Below are 21089 nucleotides of genomic sequence, written 5' to 3'. Positions count from 1 at the left end.
CTGAGCGTTCAGAACTAAAAGCGGCGCTCGCCGCGCGGCAGGTCGCCAAGGACGGCGCTCGCGAGGGCCCGCTGCGCGCGCTCCGCGCGCGCAGCGGGGTGCGTGGGCAAGTACTACCCGGCGGGTGCGTGTGGGTCGGTAAGTACTGCCCGAGGTGCGCGAATGTTGAGTTCAGGGTGTCTGGAGGTTCGACTCGCGGGGTGGAGGGGGCGACACGCCGGGCGGATGGGGGAGTTGTGACGGGGGTGGGGGAAGGGGAGAGGCAGGTGAAACAGCTAGATGATGAGCAGTGACTTGCCGACGGTGTCGCGCCGCGCCAGTGACACGTGCGCGTCCTTGGCCCGCTCCAGGGGGTAGGTCGCGCCGATGAAGGGGCGCAGCTGTCCCCGCTCGGCGAGTGCGAGCGCTTCGGTCAGCAGTTCGCGCACGGTGGCGTGGTCGGGTGGACCGTCGGCCAGCGGGTTGTGCACGTGGATCCGCCGCTGCTCGGCCACCTGCGGGTCGACCTCGGTGAACCCGTCGGAGGTGCCGTAGGTGACGAACCGCCCGCCCTCGGCGACGGTGTCGAACACGGCCGCGCCGAGCGGGCCGCCCGCCCCGTCGAAGGCGAGGTCGACGGCCTCGACCCGCCGCTGCCAGCCTGCTTCCGAGTAGTCGACGACCTCCTCGGCGCCCAGTTCGCGGGCCAGCGCCAGTTTGCGCTCCCCGCGAGCCGCCGCGACGACCCGCGCGCCCGCGCCCCGCGCGAGCCGCACGAGCAGCGACCCTGCCCCGCCCGCCGCGGCGGCGACCAGCACCCGCTCGCCCGCGCCGACCTTCGCCTGCTTGAACAGGGACAACGCGGTGACGCCGTCGTGGACGAGCGCCGCGGCCACGTCGGAGCCCACACCGGCGGGCACCTCGACGAGGCTGTCGACGTCGGCCACGACCTGCTCGGCGTACCCGCCGGACGCCCGCGCGACGACGTGCCGCCCGACCCAGCCGGGGTCCACGCCCTCGCCCACCGAGAGCACGTGCCCCGCGCCGCCCCCGCCCGGCACGTAGGGCGGCTGGACGGGGAAGAACTCCTGCCCCCAGCCGCCGCGCAGCAACGTGTCGAGGAAGATCACGTCGGCGGCCCGCATCCCGATCACCACCTGCCCGCGCCCGGCGACCGGGGCGGGCACCTCCGCCGCGACGAGCACCTCGGGACCACCGAATTCACGCACCTGGACCGCACGCACCGAAACCACGTCCTCCGTCAGGATCGACTCGACCGCGCCGAACGTAGGAGTTCGAGTTAAGTGGAGGTCAAGGCACGACGCGGGCGGCGGCGATCGGGCGCTGCTCGGTGGTGTGCGCGCCGGTGGAGGCGGTGTTCACGCTCCACCGGTACCGGGCGAACTCACCGGTCCGGTCGGCGGCGTAGAACATCATGTGCCCGTAGCCCGCGCCCTCGGCGCGGCTGCCCGCGTTGAAGACGCGGCTGTCCGGGAAGGCGGCGTAGTCGCCCACCCCGTGCCGCCCGTGCGGCTCGGCGGTGCAGTCGACGACCTCCACGGCGTACTGGGTCTCGCCGGGGAAGTTCAGGCCGCGCCCGGACGCGACGTGGACGCCCTTCACCGACCGGACCATCACGATGTGCCCGGTGTTGGTGTCCTGGTCGTTGCGGTAGTCGATGGCGATCAGGTCGCCGGGCAGCAGGTCGGCGACCCTGGTCACCCGCTCGAAGTGCGGTGTCGCGTCGGCGGCGAACACGGCGCGGTAGTCCCGCGCGAACGGGCTGGCCAGTCCGAAGTGGGCGGTGAAGAACGCGGGCGTCGCCCACCGCGGGTAGGCCCGCTTGAGCACGGCGGTCTGGAACGACGCGCACTGGCTCTGGTTGAACCACGTGGCCGCGTCGCCCGGCGTGCCCCAGGTGACGACGTTGCGCTGCTCCGGGGCCTTGTAGGTGTTGTTGGACAGCGGGCACGTCGGCAGGGACAGGTGGTCGACGAGCTGCTCGGCCGCCAGCAGGTGCGGTGTGGACGTCCCCGCGCGCACCGCGACGGCGGTGCCGCCGGAGAACGATCGGCGTGACAGGTCCATCGTCGTGGCTCCCTCTTCGGTGCGGGCCCGCACACCGTAACGACAGCGGGAACGGCGGCGGGCCGTCCACCTCCCACGTGACGGGAAGCTCATCTCGACACCCGCGAGGGCGATTAGGCTCGGTTGGCCGGGAAGCGAGCGTGGAGGCAAGTGGATGCGGAAGTGGCTGGCCGTCGCCGAGGACGTGGCCGCCGGGTTGCGGACGGACGCGGCCGAGCGCGACCGGCGCGGGGCCGAGCCGGTGGCCGAGGTCGCGGCGCTGCGCGCGTCGGGCCTGCTGGGGCTGCGGGACTGGACCACCCAGCAGGCGGTGACCAGGGTGGTCGGCGCGGCCGACGCCAACATCGGGCACCTGCTGGGGTACCACTACCTGCAGGTGTGGCGCGGCGAGCTGTTCGACAACCCGTCGTTCGACCCCGGTGAGGATCTGTTCTGGGCGGGGGTGAGCAACCCGCTGGACGCGGCGCTGCGGCTGACCCCGACCGGGGACGGGTTCACCGTCGACGGCCGCAAGACCTTCGCCACCGGGGCCTCCGTGGCCGACCGGCTGGTGGTCAGCGCCACCCGCGAGGACACCGGGCAGAAGCTCACCTTCACCCTCGACGCCCGCGCCGAGGGCATCACCTACCTCGGCGACTGGGACAACATCGGGCAGCGCCTGACCGCCAGCGGCGGCGTGCGGTTCGACGGCGTGCGCGTGCCCGCCGAGCAGGTGCTGGGCGAGGCGGACGAGAGCAGCCCCCGGCTGTCGCTGGCCGCGCTGGGCTTCCAGCTCGCGCTGTCCCAGCTGTACGTGGCGCTGGCCGAGGGCGCGCTGGACGAGGCCGCGCGGTACACCCGCACCATGACCAGGCCGTGGTTCCTCAGCGGCGTGGACTCCGCCACCGCCGACCCGTACGTCCTGGGCACCTACGGCGAGCTGGTCTCCGACGTGAAGGCGGCCGGGCTGCTGGCCGACCGGGCCGCCGCCGCGCTGGGCGAGGCGTCGGACCTGGGTGCGGACCTGACCGCCGAGCAGCGCGCCGCCGCCGCGGCGGAGATCTCGGCGGCCAAGGTGGTCTCCACCAGGGTCGCCAACCACACCACCGCCAAGGTCTTCGAGCTGTGCGGGGCGCGGGCCACCGCCGCCGGCTACGGCTTCGACCGGTTCTGGCGCAACGCCCGCACGCTGACCCTGCACGACCCGGTGTCGTACAAGGCGCGCGAGGTCGGCGCGTACTTCCTCACCGGCGAGCACGCCCCCCACACCGGGTACAGCTGATGGAGCCGGTGCTGGCGAACAGCGTGCGGCTGGCCGACGACGGCGTGCACGTGCTGGACCGGCGCGGCTTCCCGTTCGAGCGGACGTGGGTGCGCTGCGCGACGGTGGCCGAGGTGGCCAAGGCCGTCGAGGACATGGTGACGCAGTCGTCCGGGCCGTACTTCGCCGTGCTGTGGGGCATGGTGCTGGCCGCCCGCGAGGCGCGCGGGCTGCCCCCGGAGCGGGCCGTGGCGCACCTGGAGCGGGCGGGCGAGCTGCTGGTGGCGACCCGACCGACCAACAACCACCTGCGCAAGGCGGTCGCGGCGGTGCTGGCCGGGGTGCGCGCGGCCGTGGACGAGGGGCGCGACGTGGAGCAGGGTGCGCTGGAGGGCGCGCGGGCGGGCGACGAGCGGTACCGCCGCCGCAGCCGCGCGCTGGGCGCGGCCACCGCCGAGCTGCTGCCCGAGGACGGCGCGGTGCTCACGCACTGCTGGGCGGACCTGTACCTCACCGAGACGGTGGCCGCCGCCCAGCGCGCGGGCAAGCGCTTGCGGTTCTTCTGCACCGAGACCCGCCCCTACCTGCAGGGCGCCCGGCTGACCGCGGAGACGCTGGCCGAGATGGGCGTGGACACCACGCTGATCACCGACGGCATGGGCGCGGCGGTGCTGGCCTCCGGGGAGGTCGACGTGCTGCTGACCGCCGCCGACCGGGTCACCATGGACGGGCACGTGGTGAACAAGGTGGGCACGCTGGGCCTGGCGGTGGCCGCGTCCGCGTTCGGCGTGCCGTTCCTGGCCATGGTGCAGGCCCCGGACCGGCTCGCGCCGACCGCCGCCGACGTGCCGATCGAGCACCGGCCGGGCGAGGAGGTGCTGCACACGCTGGGCAGGCGCACCGCGAGCGACCGGGTGCGCGGGCACTACCCGGCTTTCGACGTCACGCCGCCGAGGTTCGTCACCACGGTGGTGACCGACCGGGGGCCGTACGCTCCCGACCGGCTGGCCGACTACTACGCCGACGAGCAGGGGAACGCGGGATGACTGAATGGGTCGTGCTCGACATCGAGGGCACGCTCAGCGCCACCGACCAGGTCCTGGTCGTGCTGTACGACTACGCGCGGCCGAGGCTGGGGCCGTGGATCGACGAGCACCCGGACGACCCGGCGGTGCGCGAGGCGGTCGCGCAGATCCGCGAGCTGTCCGGTGTGGACGGTGGCACTGAGGAGCTGGTCGCGGTGCTGCACGGCTGGATGGACGCCGACCGGAAGGTCACCCCGCTCAAGACGTTGCAGGGCCTGATCTGGCAGCGCGGCTACGAGGTGGGCGACCTGGTGGCGGAGCTGTTCCCGGACGTGGTGCCCGCGCTGCGCGAGTGGCACGACGACGGCGTGAAGCTGGCCGTGTTCTCCTCCGGTTCGGTGCCGGGGCAGGTGGCGTTCTTCGGCCACACCACCGAGGGCGACCTGACGCCGCTGTTCGAGCACCACTTCGACACGGTCAACGCCGGCCCCAAGCGGGAGGCGGACTCCTACCGCAGGATCGCCGCCGTGCTCGGCTCCGACGACATCACCTTCTACTCCGACGTCCCGGCCGAGCTGCACGCGGCGGCGGAAGCGGGGTGGCGGACGGTCGGCGTGGCCCGGCCCGGCGAGCCCTACGGCGACGCGGACTTCTCCCCGCACCGGACCGTGAGCGCCCTGTGACCCCGGACCTGGCGCGGGCGGGGGAGGAGCTGGCCGCCGAGTGCGCCCGCTACACCGCGATGGGGTGGATGCGCGGCACGTCGGGCAACCTGTCCGTGGTGCTCGACCGCGACCCGCTGCGCCTGGCGGTGACGGTCAGCGGCAAGGACAAGGGCGAGCTGACGCCGGACGACGTGGTCGTGGTCGACGCCGACGGCGCCACCGAGGACCCGGTGAAGGTGCCGTCGGCCGAAGCCGGGCTGCACGCGCGCATCGCCGCGGTGGCAGGGGCGGGCGCGGTGGTCCACGTGCACGCGCTGGCCCCCGTCGTGGCGGCCGAGCTGTGGCCGGACGGCGTGGAGCTGCGCGACCTGGAGATGCTCAAGGGCTTCGGCCGGGCCGCGCACGACGACCGCGTGGTGGTCCCCGTGGTGCCCAACAGCCAGGACATGCGGGTGCTCGGCAACGCCTTCGAGGCCGGGTTCCGGGCCGACGTCCCGGCCTTGCTCGTCGCCAGGCACGGGGTGTACGTGTGGGGTGAGGACCTGCGCCGGGCGCGGCACCGGCTGGAGTGCCTGGAGTGGTTGCTGCGCTTCAAGGTCGAGACGAGGAGGCACGCGCCATGACCCTGCTGACCGTGTGGCCGGACGGCGATCCGGGGACCGTGCTGGTCCGCACCTCCGACCCGGAGGAGGTCCAGGTCGAGCTGAAGCGGCTCGGCGTGCGCTACGAGCGGTGGCCGGTGGTGCCGGGCGTGACGGTGGACAACGCCCTGGAGGTCTACCGGGACCAGGTGGCGCGGGTGGTCGAGACCGAGGGCTACATCCTGGTCGACGCCATGGACCAGACCCCCTCCGACGACCCCGAGTGGATCGCCGCGGCGGCCCAGGCGCGGCAGAAGTTCCTCGCCGAGCACACCCACGACGACGACGAGGACCGCTTCTTCGCCCGCGGCGCGGGCGTGTTCTACCTGCACGTGGGCGACCGCGTGCACGCGGTGCTGTGCGAGGCGGGCGACCTGCTCAGCGTGCCCAGGAACACCACGCACTGGTTCGACATGGGCACCCGGCCGGACTACGTGTCGATCCGGTTCTTCCACGACGACGACGGCTGGGTCGGCAACTTCACCGGCAGCGACATCGCCCGGTCGTTCCCGACCTTCGACGAGCTGATGGCGGGTCACCGGGGCTGAGCGACCGCCCTGGCGGCCAGTGCCCAGCACTCGGCCATCAGCTCGCGCAGGGCGAGGTGGAACTCCAGGCCCGCCGCCGGGTAGCGGGCCACCACGGCCGCGCGGTCCAGCAGCCTGCTGCGCGCGGCCGTGGCCACGTCCCAGGCCACCGGCCCGCGCCAGGTGTCCTCGAAGTCGTTCCACACCGGTCCGCGCGCGGTGCCCAGCAGGTTGCCCGCGTGCGCGTCGCCGTGCAGCGGCTGCACCGGCAGCTCCGGCCACCGCGCGACCAGCTCGTCGCGCCGCGCCACCAGCTCGGGCGGCCCGCCCAGCAGCGCCAGCGCGGCGTCGACGTCGTCCAGCGGCCCTCGGGCGGGCAGGGGGCCGGGGTAGTCGCGCAGCTCGGCGTGCAGCTCGGCCAGCAGCGTCGCGAACGAGGCCGGGTCGGGCCGCCAGTCCGGGTCGTGCGCGACGAACGCGGCGAACGCCACCACGACCCCCTCGACCAGGTGCGGACCGGGCGGGGCGTCCGCCGGGTCGCCGACCACCGGCACGCCGCGCGCGGCCAGGTGCCCGCTCACCGCGATCGCCCGCCGGAAGTGGTCGGCCACGCGCGGGCCGCGCACGGCCGCCGTGGTGGTCGCCGCCCGCGCCACCACCGGCGCGGGGCGCAGGTGCACCAGCAGGTTGCTGCCGTCCTTGACGACCACCGGGTCACCGGTGGGCAGCCCCAGCTCACGGGCCAGGACGAGCACTCGCCGTAGTGCCACGATCACTCCCCTCGGCGGCCTATAACGAATCGGCGACAGGCCGTATCCCCCGAACGCCCCAGCGCGATACGGGTGCGTCCGGAGGAATCAGATCCGCCGGTCAGCCACTTCTCGTCCGATGGAGCTTTCCATGCGCATGACCGCCCGTCGCTTCGTCCTCACCGCCGTGGCGCTGGCCGCCACGACGTTCTCCGCGCTGCCCGCGGCCCTCGCGACGGAGGCCCCCGACCCCGGTGACCCCCGCGCCACCGCCCGCTCCGGCAACCTGGCCTGGGACCACAGGGACTCGTGCCGCACCGCCGGTCTCACCGGCACCGCCTACGAGAAGGGCCTGACCAGCACCCAGACCGCCACGCACCTGACCATCACCGGCTTCAACGGCTACGAGGTCACCGGCGTGGTGGTGAAGGGCGGCAACGCCTACAACGTCTACCCGGTCGACAAGCTGGGCGAGCTGCCCTGGGCGGACCTGCACTCGCCGCTGCTGGCCAACAAGAACGCCGGGGTGCCGGCCATCAGCCACTGGTTCTTCTGCGCGACGAAGAGCACGACCACGACGACCACCACCACGACAACGGTGGCGACCACCACTCCGACCCAGTCCACGACGGACGCGACAACGCCCACCACGACGGCTCCCACCACCACGGCGGAGACCACCGGGGCGAGCACCACCGGTGAGTCGGCCGCGGAGTCGACCACGACCACCACCACGCCCGTCGCCGCGGCGTCCCCTTCGGACGACGACCTGGCCAACACCGGCTTCGGCTCGCTGTGGCTGCTCTTCGCGGGCCTGGGCCTGGTGGCCGCGGGCGCGCTCGCCGTGGCCTCGCCGAAGCTGAGGGCCCTGCTGCGCCGCTGACGGCGCCGACGGCGCTGACGCCGCGCACCGCTGACCGGCCCCTGGACGTTGTGACCTGCGCTACCTCGCCCGATCCAGGGGCCGGCCCAGCGACGCCCGCCCGATCAGCGCCGTCTACGATCCGATGAGCCGGTGGCGGTGCGCCGCTGTCCGGTGAAGACAGAACCAACCGTGCAGGAGGCACCGTGACGGCCGTAGCCCCGCAGCCGATCGCAACGCGGCCCTTCGGGACTCGCGAGGCGGTCAAGGGATCGTTCCTGCTGCGGATGTTCCGCACCACGGACCACAAGCAGATCGGGCTGATGTACCTGGTCACCTCGTTCGCCTTCTTCATGGTGGGCGGCGCGATGGCCATGCTGATCCGCACCGAGCTGGCTCGGCCGGGTATGCAGTTCCTCTCGCAGGAGCAGTACAACCAGCTGTTCACCATGCACGGCACGGTGATGCTGCTGCTGTACGCGACGCCGATCGTGTTCGGCTTCGCCAACTTCATCCTGCCGCTGCAGATCGGCTCGCCGGACGTGGCGTTCCCCCGGCTCAACGCCTTCTCGTACTGGCTGTACCTGTTCGGCGGCCTGATCGTGCTGGCGGGCTTCATCACGCCGGGCGGCGCGGCCGACTTCGGCTGGTTCGCATACACCCCGCTGTCCAACGCCATCCACTCGCCGGGCGCGGGCGCGGACCTGTGGCTGGCCGGTCTCGCGGTCGGCGGTCTGGGCACCATCCTCGGCGCGGTCAACATGATCACCACCGTGGTCTGCCTGCGCGCGCCGGGCATGACGATGTTCCGGATGCCGATCTTCACCTGGAACATCCTGGTGACCAGCGTGCTGGTGCTGCTGGCGTTCCCGATCCTGACCGCCGCGCTGCTGGGCCTGATGGCCGACCGCCACCTGGGCGCGCACGTGTTCGACCCGGCCAACGGCGGCGTGATCCTGTGGCAGCACCTGTTCTGGTTCTTCGGCCACCCCGAGGTCTACATCGTCGCGCTGCCGTTCTTCGGCATCGTGTCGGAGATCTTCCCGGTGTTCAGCCGCAAGCCGATCTTCGGCTACAACGGCCTGGTCTACGCCACCCTGGGCATCGCGGCGCTGTCCGTGGCCGTGTGGGCGCACCACATGTACGCCACCGGCGCGGTGCTGCTGCCGTTCTTCGCCTTCATGACCTTCCTCATCGCCGTGCCGACCGGCATCAAGTTCTTCAACTGGATCGGCACCATGTGGAAGGGGCAGCTGACGTTCGAGTCCCCGATGCTGTTCAGCATCGGCTTCATCGTGACGTTCCTGTTCGGCGGCCTGTCCGGCATCCTGCTGGCCGCGCCCGCCCTGGACTTCCACGTCTCGGACACCTACTTCGTGGTGGCGCACTTCCACTACGTGCTCTACGGCACGATCGTGTTCGCCACCTTCGCGGGCATCTACTTCTGGTTCCCGAAGTTCACCGGCCGGATGCTGGACGAGCCGCTGGCCAAGCTGCACTTCTGGACCACGTTCATCGGCTTCCACGCGACGTTCCTGGTGCAGCACTGGCTGGGCAACGAGGGCATGCCGCGCCGGTACGCCGACTACCTGCCCGGTGACGGCTTCACCACGCTGAACATGATCTCCACCATCGGCGCGTACATCCTGGGCGCGTCCACGCTGCCGTTCATCTACAACATCTTCAAGAGCTACCGCTACGGCGAGACCGTGCAGGTGGACGACCCGTGGGGCTTCGGCAACTCGCTGGAGTGGGCGACCTCCTGCCCGCCGCCGCGGCACAACTTCACCGAGCTGCCCCGCATCCGCTCCGCCCGCCCGGCCTTCGAGCTGCACTACCCGCACATGATCGAGCGGATGCACGACGAGGCGCACGTGACCTTCACCGGCAAGGCGATCTCGCACGAGAAGGCCAAGCCCGCCCCCTCCGAGGTGGCGGCGCGCGCCGTGCAGTCCGGGACGGCTTCGGAGAGCACCGAGGAAGACCACCGCTAACCTGACCGCAGGTTCGACGACGAGCCCCGGCGCCCCCTCGCGGTCGCCGGGGCCGTGGTCTGTCTGGCAGAGGAGCCGGAGTTGAGCAAGCCGAGCGCGACCCCAGTCCTGATCACCGTCACCGGGCCGGACAAGCCGGGGGTGTCCTCGGTGCTGTTCGCCGTGCTCACCAGGCACGAGGTGGACGTCCTCGACGTGGAGCAGGTGGTCATCCGCGGCAGGCTGGTGCTGGGCGTGCTGGTCTCCGCCCCGCACGACCCGGAGGCCATCCAGGAGGCGGTGGAGCAGGCCATGGCCACCGTCTCCATGCACGTGGAGGTGGAGATCGGCGCGGAGTCCCGGCGCGCCGCGCGGCTGGAGTCCAGCCACGTGGTGATCCTGCTCGGCCACCCGGTGACCGCCAGGGGGTTCACCGAGGTGGCCCGCAAGCTGGCCGCCCTCGGCGCCAACATCGACGCCATCCGAGGCGTCGCGGACTACCCGGTGACCGGGCTGGAGCTGCGGGTCTCGGTGGCCGACGACACCGCCGAGGCGGACGGTCAGCTGCGCTCGGCGCTGGCCGAGGTGGCCGTGCGGGTGGGTCTGGACATCGCGGTGGAGCGGGCCGGGCTGACCCGGCGGGCCAAGCGGCTGGTGGTCTTCGACGTGGACTCCACGCTCATCCAGGGCGAGGTCATCGAGATGCTGGCCGCGCACGTGGGCTGCGAGCCGCAGGTCGCCGAGATCACCGAGGCCGCGATGCGCGGCGAGCTGGACTTCACCGAGTCGCTGCGCCGCCGGGTGGCGCTGCTGGAGGGCTTGGACGAGTCGGTGCTCGACGAGGTCGCCGGGTCGCTGCAGCTGACCCCCGGCGCCCGCACCACGGTGCGCACGCTCAAGCGGCTGGGCTTCCGCTGCGGGGTGGTCTCCGGCGGGTTCACCAGGGTGATCCGGCGGCTGGTGGACGAGCTGGGCCTGGACTTCTGCGCGGCCAACGAGCTGGAGGTCGTGGACGGCAAGCTCACCGGCCGGGTGCTCGGCGAGGTGGTGGACCGGCCGGGCAAGGCCGCCGCGCTGCGCCGGTTCGCCGAGGCCGAGGGCGTGCCGCTGGCGCAGACCGTGGCGGTCGGCGACGGCGCCAACGACATCGACATGATCGGGGCGGCGGGGCTGGGCGTGGCGTTCAACGCCAAGCCCGCGCTGCGCGAGGTGGCCGACACCGCGCTGTCGCACCCGTTCCTGGACGCGGTGCTGTTCGTGCTCGGGGTGACCAGGGCCGAGGTGGAGGCCGCCGACGCGGCGGACGGACTGGAGCCGGAACGGCTGTGAACCCGATCCTGGAGATGCTCGTCGGCAGGCACTACTCGACCGACGAGGAGGACCCGGTGGCGGTGCGCGCCATGCCGGTGGTGCTGCGCATCGAGCGGACCGCCCCGCCGTGCCGCACCGACGTGCTGGAGGCCGCCGCAGCGGCGGCCATCGCGGTGTGCCTGGACCCGCGCGCCGAGCCGGGCGGGGAGTGGCACGAGGAGGTCGCGGCCTGGGTGCGGGGACGCATCCGGAAGGTGTCGCGGCGGGCTCGGGGGGCGCACTGGGAGGCCGTCCAGGCGCTGCCGGGGATCACCGTCGAGGTGGGCGGCGCGCAGGTGCGCGCCCTGGTGCCCGGCCGGGTGGGCCAGGCGCCCAAGGAGCTGACCCGGTTGCAGATCTCCGGCAGCGAGCTGCCCGAGGACGAGCCGGGGCCGGTGCCGCCGCACGCCCGGCTGCTGTGGCTGAACCCGCGCGTGGAGATGACCGCGGGCAAGGCCGCGGCCCAGGTCGGGCACGCCTCGATGCTGCTGGCGCCCACGCTGTCCGAGGAGGAGCTCAAGGAGTGGGCCGCGGCCGAGTACCGCTGCGCCGTGCGCACTCCCGCACCAGCCGAGTGGGACGCCCTGACGGCCCGCCCCGACGCCGTCGTGGTCCGCGACGCGGGCTACACCGAAGTCGCCCCCGGAACCGCGACCGTGGCCGTTGCTCCCCGAACGCCCGAGCGCTAGACGCCGAACTCGATCGTGCCGTCGGCGCGGCCCTTGGCGACCATGCGGCGGAAGCCGTACGCCGCCACCGCGAACCAGGCCGCGCCGACGCACACCTCCAGCCCCAGCCCGCCCAGCACGGCGCTCCACGTCCCGCCGTCGAGGAACGCCCGGATCGCGCCCAGCCCGTGCGCCATGGGCAGCACCGAGGTGAGCGCCCCCAACCAGTCGGGCCAGAACGAGATCGGCACGTTCACCCCGCAGAACGTCATCAGGGTCAGGTAGCTGAGGTTCAGCGCCACCCACCGGGCCGACGGGAACCCCAGCACCAGCGAGGCGACGCACGCCCCGTAGCAGTAGCAGGACGCCCCGACGACCGCGATCATCAGCGGCACCACCAGCGCCTGGGGCCACGGCACCGGCACGTCGAACAGCGGCGGCAACGCCAGGAACGCGATGGTGGAGGCGGCGATCCCGGACGCCAGGTTGGGCAGGCCCCGCCCCAGGTAGGTGACCAGGTGGCTGGCGGGCGCGGCCACCATCAGCGCCAACGTCCCCAGGTGCCGCTCGGTGACGGTCAGCAGCACCACCACGGTCGCGTCGATCGCCATGACCGCCACGACGTTGCCGATCAGCAGGAACTCCACCTGGTCCGCGGACCCCAGCATCCGCCCGATCAAGGCGTAGAAGCAGGCCTGGATCAGCAACCTGCTCAACCAGGTGAACGCCCACGTCCGCCACGTGTGGTACGCGGAGTACTGGACCCAGGCCGCCGCGGTGGCGTGCCGCAGCACCCGCAGCTGGTCACGCATACCGCACCGTCCCCAGCTCGCGCGCCCGCCGCAGCACGGCCGCCAGCAGCAGCCGCCCGGCGACCAGCCCGACCACGCCCAGCACCACGACGGCCAGCAACCGCCACCCCACCGCCGAGACGGGGCCGGGCGACGCGCTGTCCCGCATCAGATCGGCCGCCCACGACAGGAACACCAGGTGCGAGAACGGCCGCAGCGGCTCCGGCAGGTAGGACACCGGCACCATCACGCCCGACAGCACGTAGATCGGGAAGCTCAGGAAGTTCTGGTAGATCCCGCCGTTGCGGCTCAACAGCAGCGCGGCGGCCATCAGCAGGCTCGTGCCGGTCATGGCGAACACCGACGCCGCCATCGCCGCCCAGAACACCCACGGGTGGTGGATGGTCGGCGTGACGCCGAACAGCACCCCGCCCAGCAGCCAGGTCTCGCCCAGCGGGATCACGCCCAGACCCATCACGGCGGCGATGCGCCCCAGGTAGACCGGGTGCAGCGCCCCCGGCGCGGCCATCCCCGGCTCCAGCGTGCCGGACCAGTTGTCGCCCGTCACGACCTCGACCGCCGAACCGGTGGCGAAGCCCCACAGTCCCATCAGCGCGGGCGCCAGGAAGGCGTTGACCACCAGGTCGGGCCGCGCCGAGTGCAGCACCACCGACAGCAGGATGACCGCGGTGAACGGCAGCGTGCACAGGGTCAGCAGGTGGTCGGGCTGCCTGCGCATCACCTCGAACTGCACCCGCAGCCCGGTCAGGAACAGGCGCACCGCTCACACCCCCATGCCGCGCGAGCCGATGATCTCCAGGTAGACCTCCTCCAGGGTCGGTGGCGCGGCGCGCACCGAGCGGACCCCGTTGTCCAGCAGGAAGTCCAGCACCGCGCGGGCGGAGGCGTCGCCGTCGGTCCGCACCCGCAGCACGCCGTCGCGCCGCGCCACCTCGACCACGCCGGGCAGGTGCCGCACGTCCACCTCCGCCTCGTCCGCCTCGACCCAGCGGTGCCGGGCGGACATCCTGGCCAGGCCGCGCGGGGTCTCGGTGGCCAGCACGCGGCCCTTGTCGATCAGCGTGACGCGGTCGCAGACCTCCTCGGCCTCGGCCATGTCGTGGGTGGTGATGAGGATGGTGCGGCCCTCGTCGCGCAGCTCGCCGATCAGCCCGCGGAAGTCGTGCGCGGCCACCGGGTCCATGCCGGTGGTGGGCTCGTCGAACAGCACCACCTTCGGGTCGCCGATCAGGCCCCGAGCCAGGTGCAGGCGCTGCTTCATGCCGCGCGAGTAGGTCTCCACCAGGTCGTCGGCCTTGGCGGTCAGGCCCAGGCGCTCCAGCAGCTCGTCGGCGCGCCTGCGGGCCACGTCGTCGGGCAGCTTGTAGAGCGCGGCCCAGTAGCGCAGGTTCTGCCGCCCGGACAGCTTCCAGTACAGGCCGCGCTCGCCGCCGAAGACGATGCCCAGCAGCGGGCGGACCAGCGCCGCCTCGGCGACCACGTCGTGGCCCAGCACCGCCGCGCTGCCCGACGAGGGCAGCAGGATCGTGGAGAGGACCTTGCACAGCGTGGTCTTGCCCGCGCCGTTCGGGCCGAGCAGCCCGTGCACCTCGCCGGTCGGGACCTCCAGCGACAGACCGGCCAGGGCGGTGACCTCCGCACCCCTGGGCCGCCACCCCTTGCCCCGGTGGTAGGTCCTGGTCAGGTCGGAAACCCGCACGCCCATGACGCCCCCCGGTGTTGGCGGACGACGGTAGCGGAAATCCCGCTCCGAGGGCATCGAGTTTGACGCGGGTCGAACCGGGCAAACAACACGGGCATGGGTCTGCTGGACGTGCTCGACGCCCGTCTCGGGGACGGGCTGGAGAACCTGCTGTGCGCGCACCACGGGCGCAGGCTGAACCGGCTGGGCTGGGGTTCGGTGTTCGAGGAGTGCGCGGACGGCTGGTCGCCGCGGCGGCCCGTGCGCGCGGGCAACGACCTGGAAGTGCTGGTCGACGGCCGCGAGGCGCTGCCCCGCATCGCCGAGGCGATCCGCACCGCCCGCTCGCACGTGCACATCGCGAGCTGGTGCGCCAGCCCGGACTTCCGGCTGACCCGCGAGCCGGGCGCGCCGACGTTCCGCGAGCTGCTGGCCGAGGCCGCCGAACGGGTGGACGTGCGGCTGCTGCTGTGGGCCGGGCCCCCGGTGCCCATGTTCGAGCCGACCCGCAAGCGGATGATCGAGGCGCGGCAGGAGTTCACCCGAGGCACCGGCGTCAAGTGCGTGCTCGACTCGCGCGAGCGCACCCTGCACTGCCACCACGAGAAGATCGTGGTCGTCGACGACGAGCTGGCGTTCGTCGGCGGCATGGACTTCACCGCCCTGGAGGGCGACCGGCACGACAGCACCGAGCACCCGCCGCGCCGCCCGCTGGGCTGGCACGACCTGGTGGGCCGGGTGCGCGGCCCGGTGGTCGCCGACGTGGCCGAGCACTTCCGGCAGCGCTGGCAGGAGGTGGCGGGCGAGCACCTGCCCGAGCCGTCGACGCCCGCACCGGCGGGCAACTCCTCGGTGCAGCTGGTGCGCACCATCCCCGAGCGCACCTACGACTTCGCCCCGCAGGGGGAGTTCAGCCTGCTGGACGCGCACCTGCGGATGCTGCGGTCGGCGCGGCGGCTGATCTACGTCGAGAACCAGTTCCTGTGGTCGCCCGAGGTGACCGAGATCCTCATCGAGAAGCTGCGCACCCCGCCGGACGACCGGTTCCGGGTGGTGCTGGTGCTGCCGCGCAAACCCAGCAACGGCGCCGACACCACGCGCGGCCAGCTCGGCAGGCTGCTCGACGCCGACGACGGCGGGCGCAGACTGGTCGCGGCGACGCTGATCAGCCACGAGCGGACCCCGGTGTACGTGCACGCCAAGCTCGCCATCGTGGACGACCGGTGGCTGACCGTGGGGTCGGCCAACCTCAACGAGCACTCGTTGTTCAACGACACCGAGGCCAACCTGGTCAGCGACGCCCCGGAGGTGGCTCGCGCCACCCGGCTGCGGCTGTGGGCCGAGCACCTCCAGCGCCCGGTCCAGGACGTCTCCGGCGACCCGGCGGACGTGGTCGACCACTGCTGGCGTCCCGCCCTGGAGTCCGGCCACGAGCGCGTGGCCGCCCTCCCCGGCGTCTCCCGCCGCGCAGGCCGCCTCCAAGGCCCCCTCCGAGGCCTCCTGGTCGACGGCTAACCCCCACCACGCCCGCTCCCGGTGTCACCCGCCTATGGGCGTGTTGGGCGTGTCGCCCCCGCGAGTCGAACCTCCAGGCACCCCGAATTCAACATTCGCGCACCCCGACCCGCACTCTCGCGGCCTCGCCCCGCGCTTTCGCGCCCCAGCCCGCGCTCGCGCGCCCGCTTCCGTGCCTCGGGTAGTAGTTACCGGCCTCCCCAGCCCCGTCGGGTAGTACTTGCCGACGCACCAGGGGGGCGCGCGGAGCGCGCGCAGCGGGGTGCCCGTGAGCGCCGTCCCCGTATGACCTGGGCTCGTCCCGACCACGCGTGTCAAGGGGCCCTGAACGCAGTACCAACCCCGGACACGAGCCGGGGCCCCTTGACGCGTGTGGTTCGCCTCCGGCAGGTCATGCGGGGACGGCGCGACCCGCCATCCTTGGCGACCTGCCGCGCGGCGAGCGCCGCTTTGCTGGATAACCCAACCCCAACGACGAACTCGCGGTACCTGAGCGTTCGACTCGCGGTACCCGAGCGTTCGACTCGCGGGGAGGGGGTCAGGGGTTGGCGGCGTCGAGGCGCTTCAGCGCCGCTCGCACGACCTCGGGGTCGTACGTGGTCCAGAACGGCGGCAGGGAGGCCCGCAGGAACCCGCCGTACCGCGCGGTCGCCAACCGGGGGTCGAGGATCGCCACCACGCCCTTGTCCTTCATCGACCGCAGCAGCCGCCCCGCCCCCTGCGCCAGCAGCAGTGCCGCGTGCGTGGCCGCCACGGTCAGGAACCCGTTGCCACCGCGCGATTCCACCGCTTTCTGCCGCGCCGACACCAGCGGGTCGTCCGGGCGCGGGAACGGGATGCGGTCCATCACCACCAGTTGCAGCGCGGGCCCCGGCACGTCCACGCCCTGCCACAGCGACAACGTGCCGAACAGGCACGTCCTGGGGTCTTCGGCGAACCTCTTCACCAACTGCCCGGTCTGGTCGTCGCCCTGGCACAGCACGGGGTGCTCCAGCTTGTCCCGCAACGCCTCCGTGGCCGCCTTGGCCGCGCGCATGGACGAGAACAGCCCCAGCGTCCGCCCGCCCGCCGCGTTGACCAAGCCCTCCAGCTCGTCCAAATAGGACGGTGGCAGTCCGTCGCGTCCCGGTGGCGGCAGGTGCCTGGCCACGTACAGGATGCCGCTGCTGCCGTGCTGGAACGGCGAGCCCACGTCCAGCCCGGTCCACCGCACCGGGGCCGCGTCCGAGGGCGCTTCCTTCTCCGTGGCCGCGCCGTCGGCCTGCTTCGCGGACGAGGACGCGGGCAGCCCCCACTGCCGGGCCAGCGCGTCGAACGTGCCGCCCAGGGTGAGCGTGGCCGAGGTCAGCACGGTGGTGCGGGTGCCGAACAGCCGTTCGCGCAGCAGTCCGCCCACGCCCAGCGGGGCGACCCGCAGCGACGGGGTGCGGCCGCGGTCGGCGAAGTCGCCGGACACCCACACCACGTCGTGGTCGTCGTCGAAGGCGTCGAGGATTCGCGCCGCGCAGTCGTGCACCTCGTCCAGCAGCGCCCGCGCGAGCTTGCGGTCGGTCGCGCCTTCGACGTCCTCCTTGCGCTCCGGGCCGAGCGCGGTGATGCAGGCGTGGGCGGCGTCCCTGGTCGCGCGCAGCGCGCCCGCCAGCGCCTGCGGCAGCGCGTCGAGCCTGCCGACCGGGGCGTCCTCCAGGATCATCGCCAGCCCGTCGCCCGCCTCGGCCAGCCGGTCGGCCACGCCCTGGTCGACGAGCCTGCCGCAGCGCCGCGCGGCGGCGGTGATGGCGGAGGGGTTCAGCTCCTCGGTGGCCACCGAGGTCACCCGGTCGACCAGGTCGTGCGCCTCGTCGATGACGACCACGTCGTGGTCGGGCAGCACCTGGTAGCCCTCCAGGGCGTCGATGGCGAGCATCGCGTGGTTGGTGACCACCACGTCGGCGCGGCCCGCTTCGGCCCGCGCGCGCTCGGCGAAGCAGTCGGTGCCGACCGGGCACTTGCTCACGCCGAGGCACTCGCGGGCGGTCACCGACACCTGCCGCCACGCCTGGTCGCTCACGCCGGGCACCAGTTCGTCGCGGTCGCCGGTCTCGGTGTCGGAGGACCACTCGTGCAGCCGCTTGACCTCGCGGCCCAGCCGGGAGACCGCGAACGGGTCGAACAGCCCGGCTTCCTCGGGCTCGTCGGGCGCGCCGGTGTGCAGGCGGTGCATGCACAGGTAGTTGCGCCTGCCCTTGAGGATGGCGAAGCGCGGTTCGCGGCCCAGCACCGGGCGCAGCGCCTTGGCCAGCCGGGGCAGGTCGCGGTCGACCAGCTGGCGCTGCAGCGCGATGGTCGCGGTGGAGATGACCACGGTCGACTCCTCGGCGACCGCGTGCCGCAGGGCGGGGACGAGGTAGGCCAGCGACTTGCCGGTGCCGGTCCCGGCCTGCACGGCGAGGTGCTCGCCGGTGCGGATGGCCCGCTCGACGGCCCTGGCCATCTCGACCTGCCCTTCGCGCTCGGCTCCGCCCACCGCCTCGACGGCGACGGAGAGCAGCGTTCGGGTGTCGGGGATGGTGGTAGCGGGCACGGCGAAGACCGTACCCGCCGCCCCCACCGGCACCCCCGGGGCGGCGGTCACCGGTCCTCGCGCCGTGAATCCGCGCGATTTCCCGGTGTAGGGTGCGGCCTGCGCGGCAACCGGGACCGGGACGAAGCGAGGGAAGTGGCCGGGATGAGCACCATGCGGGCGCTGCTGGACAGCGGTGTTCCCCTCGTCGCCGTCAGCTTCTACGACAACGACTGCGCGCGGACGGCCAAGGAGGCGAAGGCCGCCGGGGTCGACGTCGCCGAGTTGCGCGTGGACCAGTTCGAGCGCACCGACGTCGAGCACGTCCTGGCCTGCGCGGCCGAGTTCGGTGACCTGGCCACCCTGGCGACCGTGCGGTCGCGCCGCGAGGGCGGCGGGTGGGGCGGGTCCGAGCAGCAGCGCCTGGAGCTGTTCCGCGCGCTCGCGCCGCACGTGGACGCGGTGGACGTGGAGCTGTCCTCGCGGGAGATCAGGGACGACGTGATCGCCGAGGCGCGGCGGCACGACGCCGTGGTGATCGCGTCGTACCACGACTTCGAGCGCACGCCGGAGCTGGACCGGCTGCGGGCGGTCGTGGCGGAGGCCGGGGAGGTCGGGGCCGACCTGGTCAAGGTGTCGACGATGGCGAACTCGCGGGAGGACGTGCGGCGGCTGGCGACCCTGCTGACGAACGCCCCGGAGGACCTCGGGATGATCGTCATCGGCATGGGCGCCACGGGCACCCTCTCCCGCGTCTTCTTCCCCGCGCTGGGCTCCCGGCTGACCTACTCCTTCATCGGTGACCGGCCGACCTCGGGGCAGCTGGAGTTCGGCGAGACCTCGCGGCTGCTGCGCCAGTTCTACCCGGACTTCGACCGCCGCCGCACCGGCGGCTGACGCGGTCCCCGGTCCCCGCCTGGGCGGGGACCGGGGAGGCTCTCAGCGGCGCTTGACCAGCGCCCACGCGGAGGGCAGCAGACCCGCCGCCAGCGCGACCTTGAGCGCGTCACCGATCAGGAACGGCAGCACGCCGAGCTGCAGCGCCTTGCCCAGGTCGACGCCCGCGGCGGCCATCAGCCACGGCACGCCGCAGGCGTAGATGACCAGGTTGCCCAGCACCATCGTGCCGATGGTGCGCAGCGGCGTGCGGTCGCCGCCGCGGCCCGCCAGGTGGCCGACCAGCGCGCCCGCCAGCACGAAGCCGACGACGTAGCCCAGCGAGGCGGGCCAGCCCGACGAGCCGCCCTGGAACCAGGGCACGCCCGCCACGCCCGCGACGAGGTAGAGCGCCATCGAGGCGGCGCCGCGCCGCCAGCCCAGCGCCGCGCCGACCAGCAGGGCGGCGAAGGTCTGGCCGGTGATCGGCACCGGGCTGCCCGGCACCGGCAGCGCCACCTGCGCGGCCAGTCCGGTCAGACCGGCCCCCGCGACGACGAGGGCGATGTCGCGCGCCAGCGCACCGGGGACGAGATCGGCGAGGACCGCACGGCGGCCGGGAACGGCGAGCACGGACACGGGATGACCTCCGGGGGATCAAGGGGGTGCTTCTCGGGGGGAGGTTAACCGGCGATCACCGATTCGGTCTTTGGCGAACTTCTACAAAGTTGGCCACGTCACGCGAGCGGGTGCCCGCGTCCCGGAGCCGGGACGACGTGTGCTCGATCGAGTGGCGTGCTTGCTCGGTCGAGTGACGTGGCTGGAGAACCGCCACCACGCGCGCCGCTCCGGCCGATCATCGCCGCGAGAAGTGGGCCCCGAGAAGTGGGACTACCAAGGAAGGTCATGCGATGAGACACCTCCGAGCGCGCCGGACCGCAGCGGTGGCCGCGGCGCTCGCGATCACCCTGACCGCCGCCGCGGCGGCGCCGGCTTGGGCGGCCAACCCACCGGGGGTCGCCTCGGTCGGCTCCGCCGACTTCACCAAGGACGGCAAGCGGGTCCTCGTCCCCGCGCTGGCCGCCTGCGCGGTCGACGACGCGCCGACGGGCTCGTCGGAGCCGGTGGTCGCGTCGGGCGTGCGGTTCGGCGCGGGCTCGTCCAGCTGCGTCAGGGAGGTCGTCGACCCGGCCGGCGGGATCACCAGGACCAGGTCAGAGGCGGTCGGCCGGGACTTCGAGCTGTCCGCGCTGGTGGCGGCGGGCGGCCCGAGGCTGCGCGTCGGCTCGTGGCGGATCTCCTGCTCGGCCACCGACAGGGGCACCGACAGCGCGTGGGAGCTGGGCGGCATGAGCGGCTTCGCGGACCTGCCCGCGCAGCTGCCCGCCAACTACGCGCACGAGGTCAAGAGCCGCTCCGGCGTGGTCCTGGCGGTGGTGACGTTCAGCGAGGTCGTGCTGCCCGACCCCAACGACGGCAGCATGTCGGTGAGCCTCGCGCGCTTCCGCTTCACCCCCGAGTCGCACCTCAGCGGCGAGGTCGTGCTGGGCGCGGCGGCCTGCTCGCCGACGCCGTAACGCCCGCGACACCGCGCGCCGGACACCGCGCCGGACACCGCGCCGGACAACCGCACCGGACAACCGCACCGGACACCGCCCGGCCCACGGGGGAGCACCCCCCGTGGGCCGGGTCCGGTCGTCAGCCCACGCGCGGCTCGCCCCGCAGCGCCACGCCCGCCTCCCGCAGCTGGTCCACCGCGGTCGCCACGGTCGGCGCGGCCACCCCGGCGGTCAGGTCCAGCAGCACGGTGGTGGTGAACCCGGCCCGCGCCGCGTCCAGCGCGGTGGCCCGCACGCAGTGGTCGGTGGCGATGCCCACCACGTCCACCTCGTCCAC

At 73.2% G+C, this 21089-nt stretch carries 21 protein-coding genes; 12 read left to right on the top strand and 9 right to left on the bottom strand.

What is annotated here, in order from left to right; genetic code table 11:
• Positions 1-275 precede the first annotated feature (275 nt).
• Together IEZ00_RS07615 and IEZ00_RS07610 are read right to left on the bottom strand one after the other, a co-directional pair.
• Positions 276-1208: a zinc-binding dehydrogenase gene (locus IEZ00_RS07615; protein ID WP_306344660.1), complete on the bottom strand. Its 933-nt coding sequence runs from the start codon at positions 1206-1208 to the stop codon at positions 276-278.
• A gap of 82 nt (positions 1209-1290) precedes the next feature.
• The gene (locus IEZ00_RS07610; protein ID WP_189222364.1) at positions 1291-2067 is read right to left on the bottom strand and encodes a hypothetical protein; all 777 of its coding nucleotides are present in this window, start codon (positions 2065-2067) and stop codon (positions 1291-1293) included.
• 154 nt (positions 2068-2221) lie between these two features.
• Here IEZ00_RS07610 and IEZ00_RS07605 point away from each other — a divergent pair, with 154 nt between their 5' ends.
• From IEZ00_RS07605 to IEZ00_RS07585, 5 genes are read left to right on the top strand one after another with little or no spacing between them, the layout of a single operon-like run.
• On the top strand, positions 2222-3328 hold the full coding sequence (locus IEZ00_RS07605; protein WP_189222362.1) for an acyl-CoA dehydrogenase family protein: 1107 nt from the start codon (positions 2222-2224) through the stop codon (positions 3326-3328).
• Positions 3328-4353 (top strand): s-methyl-5-thioribose-1-phosphate isomerase, encoded by a 1026-nt coding sequence (locus tag IEZ00_RS07600; protein WP_189222360.1) that lies wholly within the window; start codon positions 3328-3330, stop codon positions 4351-4353. Before IEZ00_RS07605 ends, IEZ00_RS07600 begins: the two co-directional genes overlap by 1 nt.
• On the top strand, positions 4350-5015 hold the full coding sequence (mtnC, locus tag IEZ00_RS07595; RefSeq protein ID WP_189222358.1) for an acireductone synthase: 666 nt from the start codon (positions 4350-4352) through the stop codon (positions 5013-5015). Before IEZ00_RS07600 ends, mtnC begins: the two co-directional genes overlap by 4 nt.
• Positions 5012-5620, top strand: coding sequence for a methylthioribulose 1-phosphate dehydratase (gene mtnB, locus IEZ00_RS07590; RefSeq protein ID WP_189222356.1), 609 nt, complete (start codon positions 5012-5014; stop codon positions 5618-5620). The genes mtnC and mtnB overlap by 4 nt, the downstream gene beginning before the upstream one ends.
• Positions 5617-6186 (top strand): 1,2-dihydroxy-3-keto-5-methylthiopentene dioxygenase, encoded by a 570-nt coding sequence (locus IEZ00_RS07585; protein ID WP_189222354.1) that lies wholly within the window; start codon positions 5617-5619, stop codon positions 6184-6186. The genes mtnB and IEZ00_RS07585 overlap by 4 nt, the downstream gene beginning before the upstream one ends.
• Here the strand turns inward: IEZ00_RS07585 and IEZ00_RS07580 are convergent.
• Positions 6174-6935, bottom strand: a complete 762-nt coding sequence (locus IEZ00_RS07580) for a phosphotransferase (protein ID WP_189222352.1) — start codon at positions 6933-6935, stop codon at positions 6174-6176. The genes IEZ00_RS07585 and IEZ00_RS07580 overlap by 13 nt on opposite strands.
• A 136-nt stretch (positions 6936-7071) precedes the next feature.
• Here IEZ00_RS07580 and IEZ00_RS07575 point away from each other — a divergent pair, with 136 nt between their 5' ends.
• The 4 genes from IEZ00_RS07575 (at position 7072) to IEZ00_RS07560 (ending at position 11788) form a co-directional block, all read left to right on the top strand.
• Positions 7072-7797 (top strand): hypothetical protein, encoded by a 726-nt coding sequence (locus IEZ00_RS07575; RefSeq protein ID WP_189222350.1) that lies wholly within the window; start codon positions 7072-7074, stop codon positions 7795-7797.
• A 185-nt stretch (positions 7798-7982) separates the two neighbouring features.
• Positions 7983-9770: an aa3-type cytochrome oxidase subunit I gene (gene ctaD / locus IEZ00_RS07570; protein ID WP_189222348.1), complete on the top strand. Its 1788-nt coding sequence runs from the start codon at positions 7983-7985 to the stop codon at positions 9768-9770.
• 81 nt (positions 9771-9851) lie between these two features.
• The gene (gene serB / locus IEZ00_RS07565; protein WP_189222347.1) at positions 9852-11078 is read left to right on the top strand and encodes a phosphoserine phosphatase SerB; all 1227 of its coding nucleotides are present in this window, start codon (positions 9852-9854) and stop codon (positions 11076-11078) included.
• A 14-nt stretch (positions 11079-11092) separates the two neighbouring features.
• Positions 11093-11788 carry a peptidyl-tRNA hydrolase gene (locus IEZ00_RS07560; protein ID WP_189222606.1) on the top strand — a complete coding sequence of 232 codons (696 nt, stop codon included), beginning with the start codon at positions 11093-11095 and terminating at the stop codon, positions 11786-11788.
• On the opposite strand, the gene IEZ00_RS07555 is transcribed toward IEZ00_RS07560, so the two are convergent.
• From IEZ00_RS07555 to IEZ00_RS07545, 3 genes are read right to left on the bottom strand one after another with little or no spacing between them, the layout of a single operon-like run.
• Entirely contained in the window at positions 11785-12579 is a 795-nt protein-coding gene (locus tag IEZ00_RS07555; protein ID WP_189222345.1) for an ABC transporter permease, read from the bottom strand. The genes IEZ00_RS07560 and IEZ00_RS07555 overlap by 4 nt on opposite strands.
• A complete protein-coding gene (locus tag IEZ00_RS07550; RefSeq protein ID WP_189222343.1) occupies positions 12572-13339 on the bottom strand; it encodes an ABC transporter permease in 768 nt (255 codons plus the stop codon). The genes IEZ00_RS07555 and IEZ00_RS07550 overlap by 8 nt, the downstream gene beginning before the upstream one ends.
• Positions 13340-13342: 3 nt before the next feature.
• Positions 13343-14284, bottom strand: a complete 942-nt coding sequence (locus tag IEZ00_RS07545) for an ABC transporter ATP-binding protein (RefSeq protein ID WP_189222342.1) — start codon at positions 14282-14284, stop codon at positions 13343-13345.
• Positions 14285-14377: 93 nt separating this feature from the next.
• Here IEZ00_RS07545 and IEZ00_RS07540 point away from each other — a divergent pair, with 93 nt between their 5' ends.
• Positions 14378-15775: a phospholipase D-like domain-containing protein gene (locus tag IEZ00_RS07540; protein WP_189222340.1), complete on the top strand. Its 1398-nt coding sequence runs from the start codon at positions 14378-14380 to the stop codon at positions 15773-15775.
• A gap of 538 nt (positions 15776-16313) precedes the next feature.
• Here IEZ00_RS07540 and IEZ00_RS07535 read toward each other — a convergent pair.
• The gene (locus IEZ00_RS07535) at positions 16314-18338 is read right to left on the bottom strand and encodes an ATP-dependent DNA helicase (protein ID WP_189222605.1); all 2025 of its coding nucleotides are present in this window, start codon (positions 18336-18338) and stop codon (positions 16314-16316) included.
• Positions 18339-18482: 144 nt separating this feature from the next.
• Between IEZ00_RS07535 and aroD the strand changes: the two genes are divergently transcribed.
• A complete protein-coding gene (gene aroD / locus IEZ00_RS07530) occupies positions 18483-19214 on the top strand; it encodes a type I 3-dehydroquinate dehydratase (protein WP_189222338.1) in 732 nt (243 codons plus the stop codon).
• A 42-nt stretch (positions 19215-19256) separates the two neighbouring features.
• Here the strand turns inward: aroD and IEZ00_RS07525 are convergent, their stop codons facing one another.
• A complete protein-coding gene (locus IEZ00_RS07525; RefSeq protein ID WP_189222336.1) occupies positions 19257-19832 on the bottom strand; it encodes a biotin transporter BioY in 576 nt (191 codons plus the stop codon).
• Between the two features lie 272 nt (positions 19833-20104).
• Here IEZ00_RS07525 and IEZ00_RS07520 point away from each other — a divergent pair, with 272 nt between their 5' ends.
• Positions 20105-20770 carry a hypothetical protein gene (locus tag IEZ00_RS07520; RefSeq protein ID WP_189222335.1) on the top strand — a complete coding sequence of 222 codons (666 nt, stop codon included), beginning with the start codon at positions 20105-20107 and terminating at the stop codon, positions 20768-20770.
• A 121-nt stretch (positions 20771-20891) separates the two neighbouring features.
• Here the strand turns inward: IEZ00_RS07520 and IEZ00_RS36355 are convergent.
• The coding region (locus IEZ00_RS36355; protein ID WP_229795213.1) for an isochorismatase family protein at positions 20892-21089 on the bottom strand (198 nt) is incomplete at its 5' end.

This window comes from Saccharothrix coeruleofusca (assembly GCF_014648515.1).
GTDB classification, from domain to species: domain Bacteria; phylum Actinomycetota; class Actinomycetes; order Mycobacteriales; family Pseudonocardiaceae; genus Actinosynnema; species Actinosynnema coeruleofuscum.
Note: the sequence above shows the minus strand (reverse complement) of the source record. Positions and strands in the feature narration are given on the sequence as shown.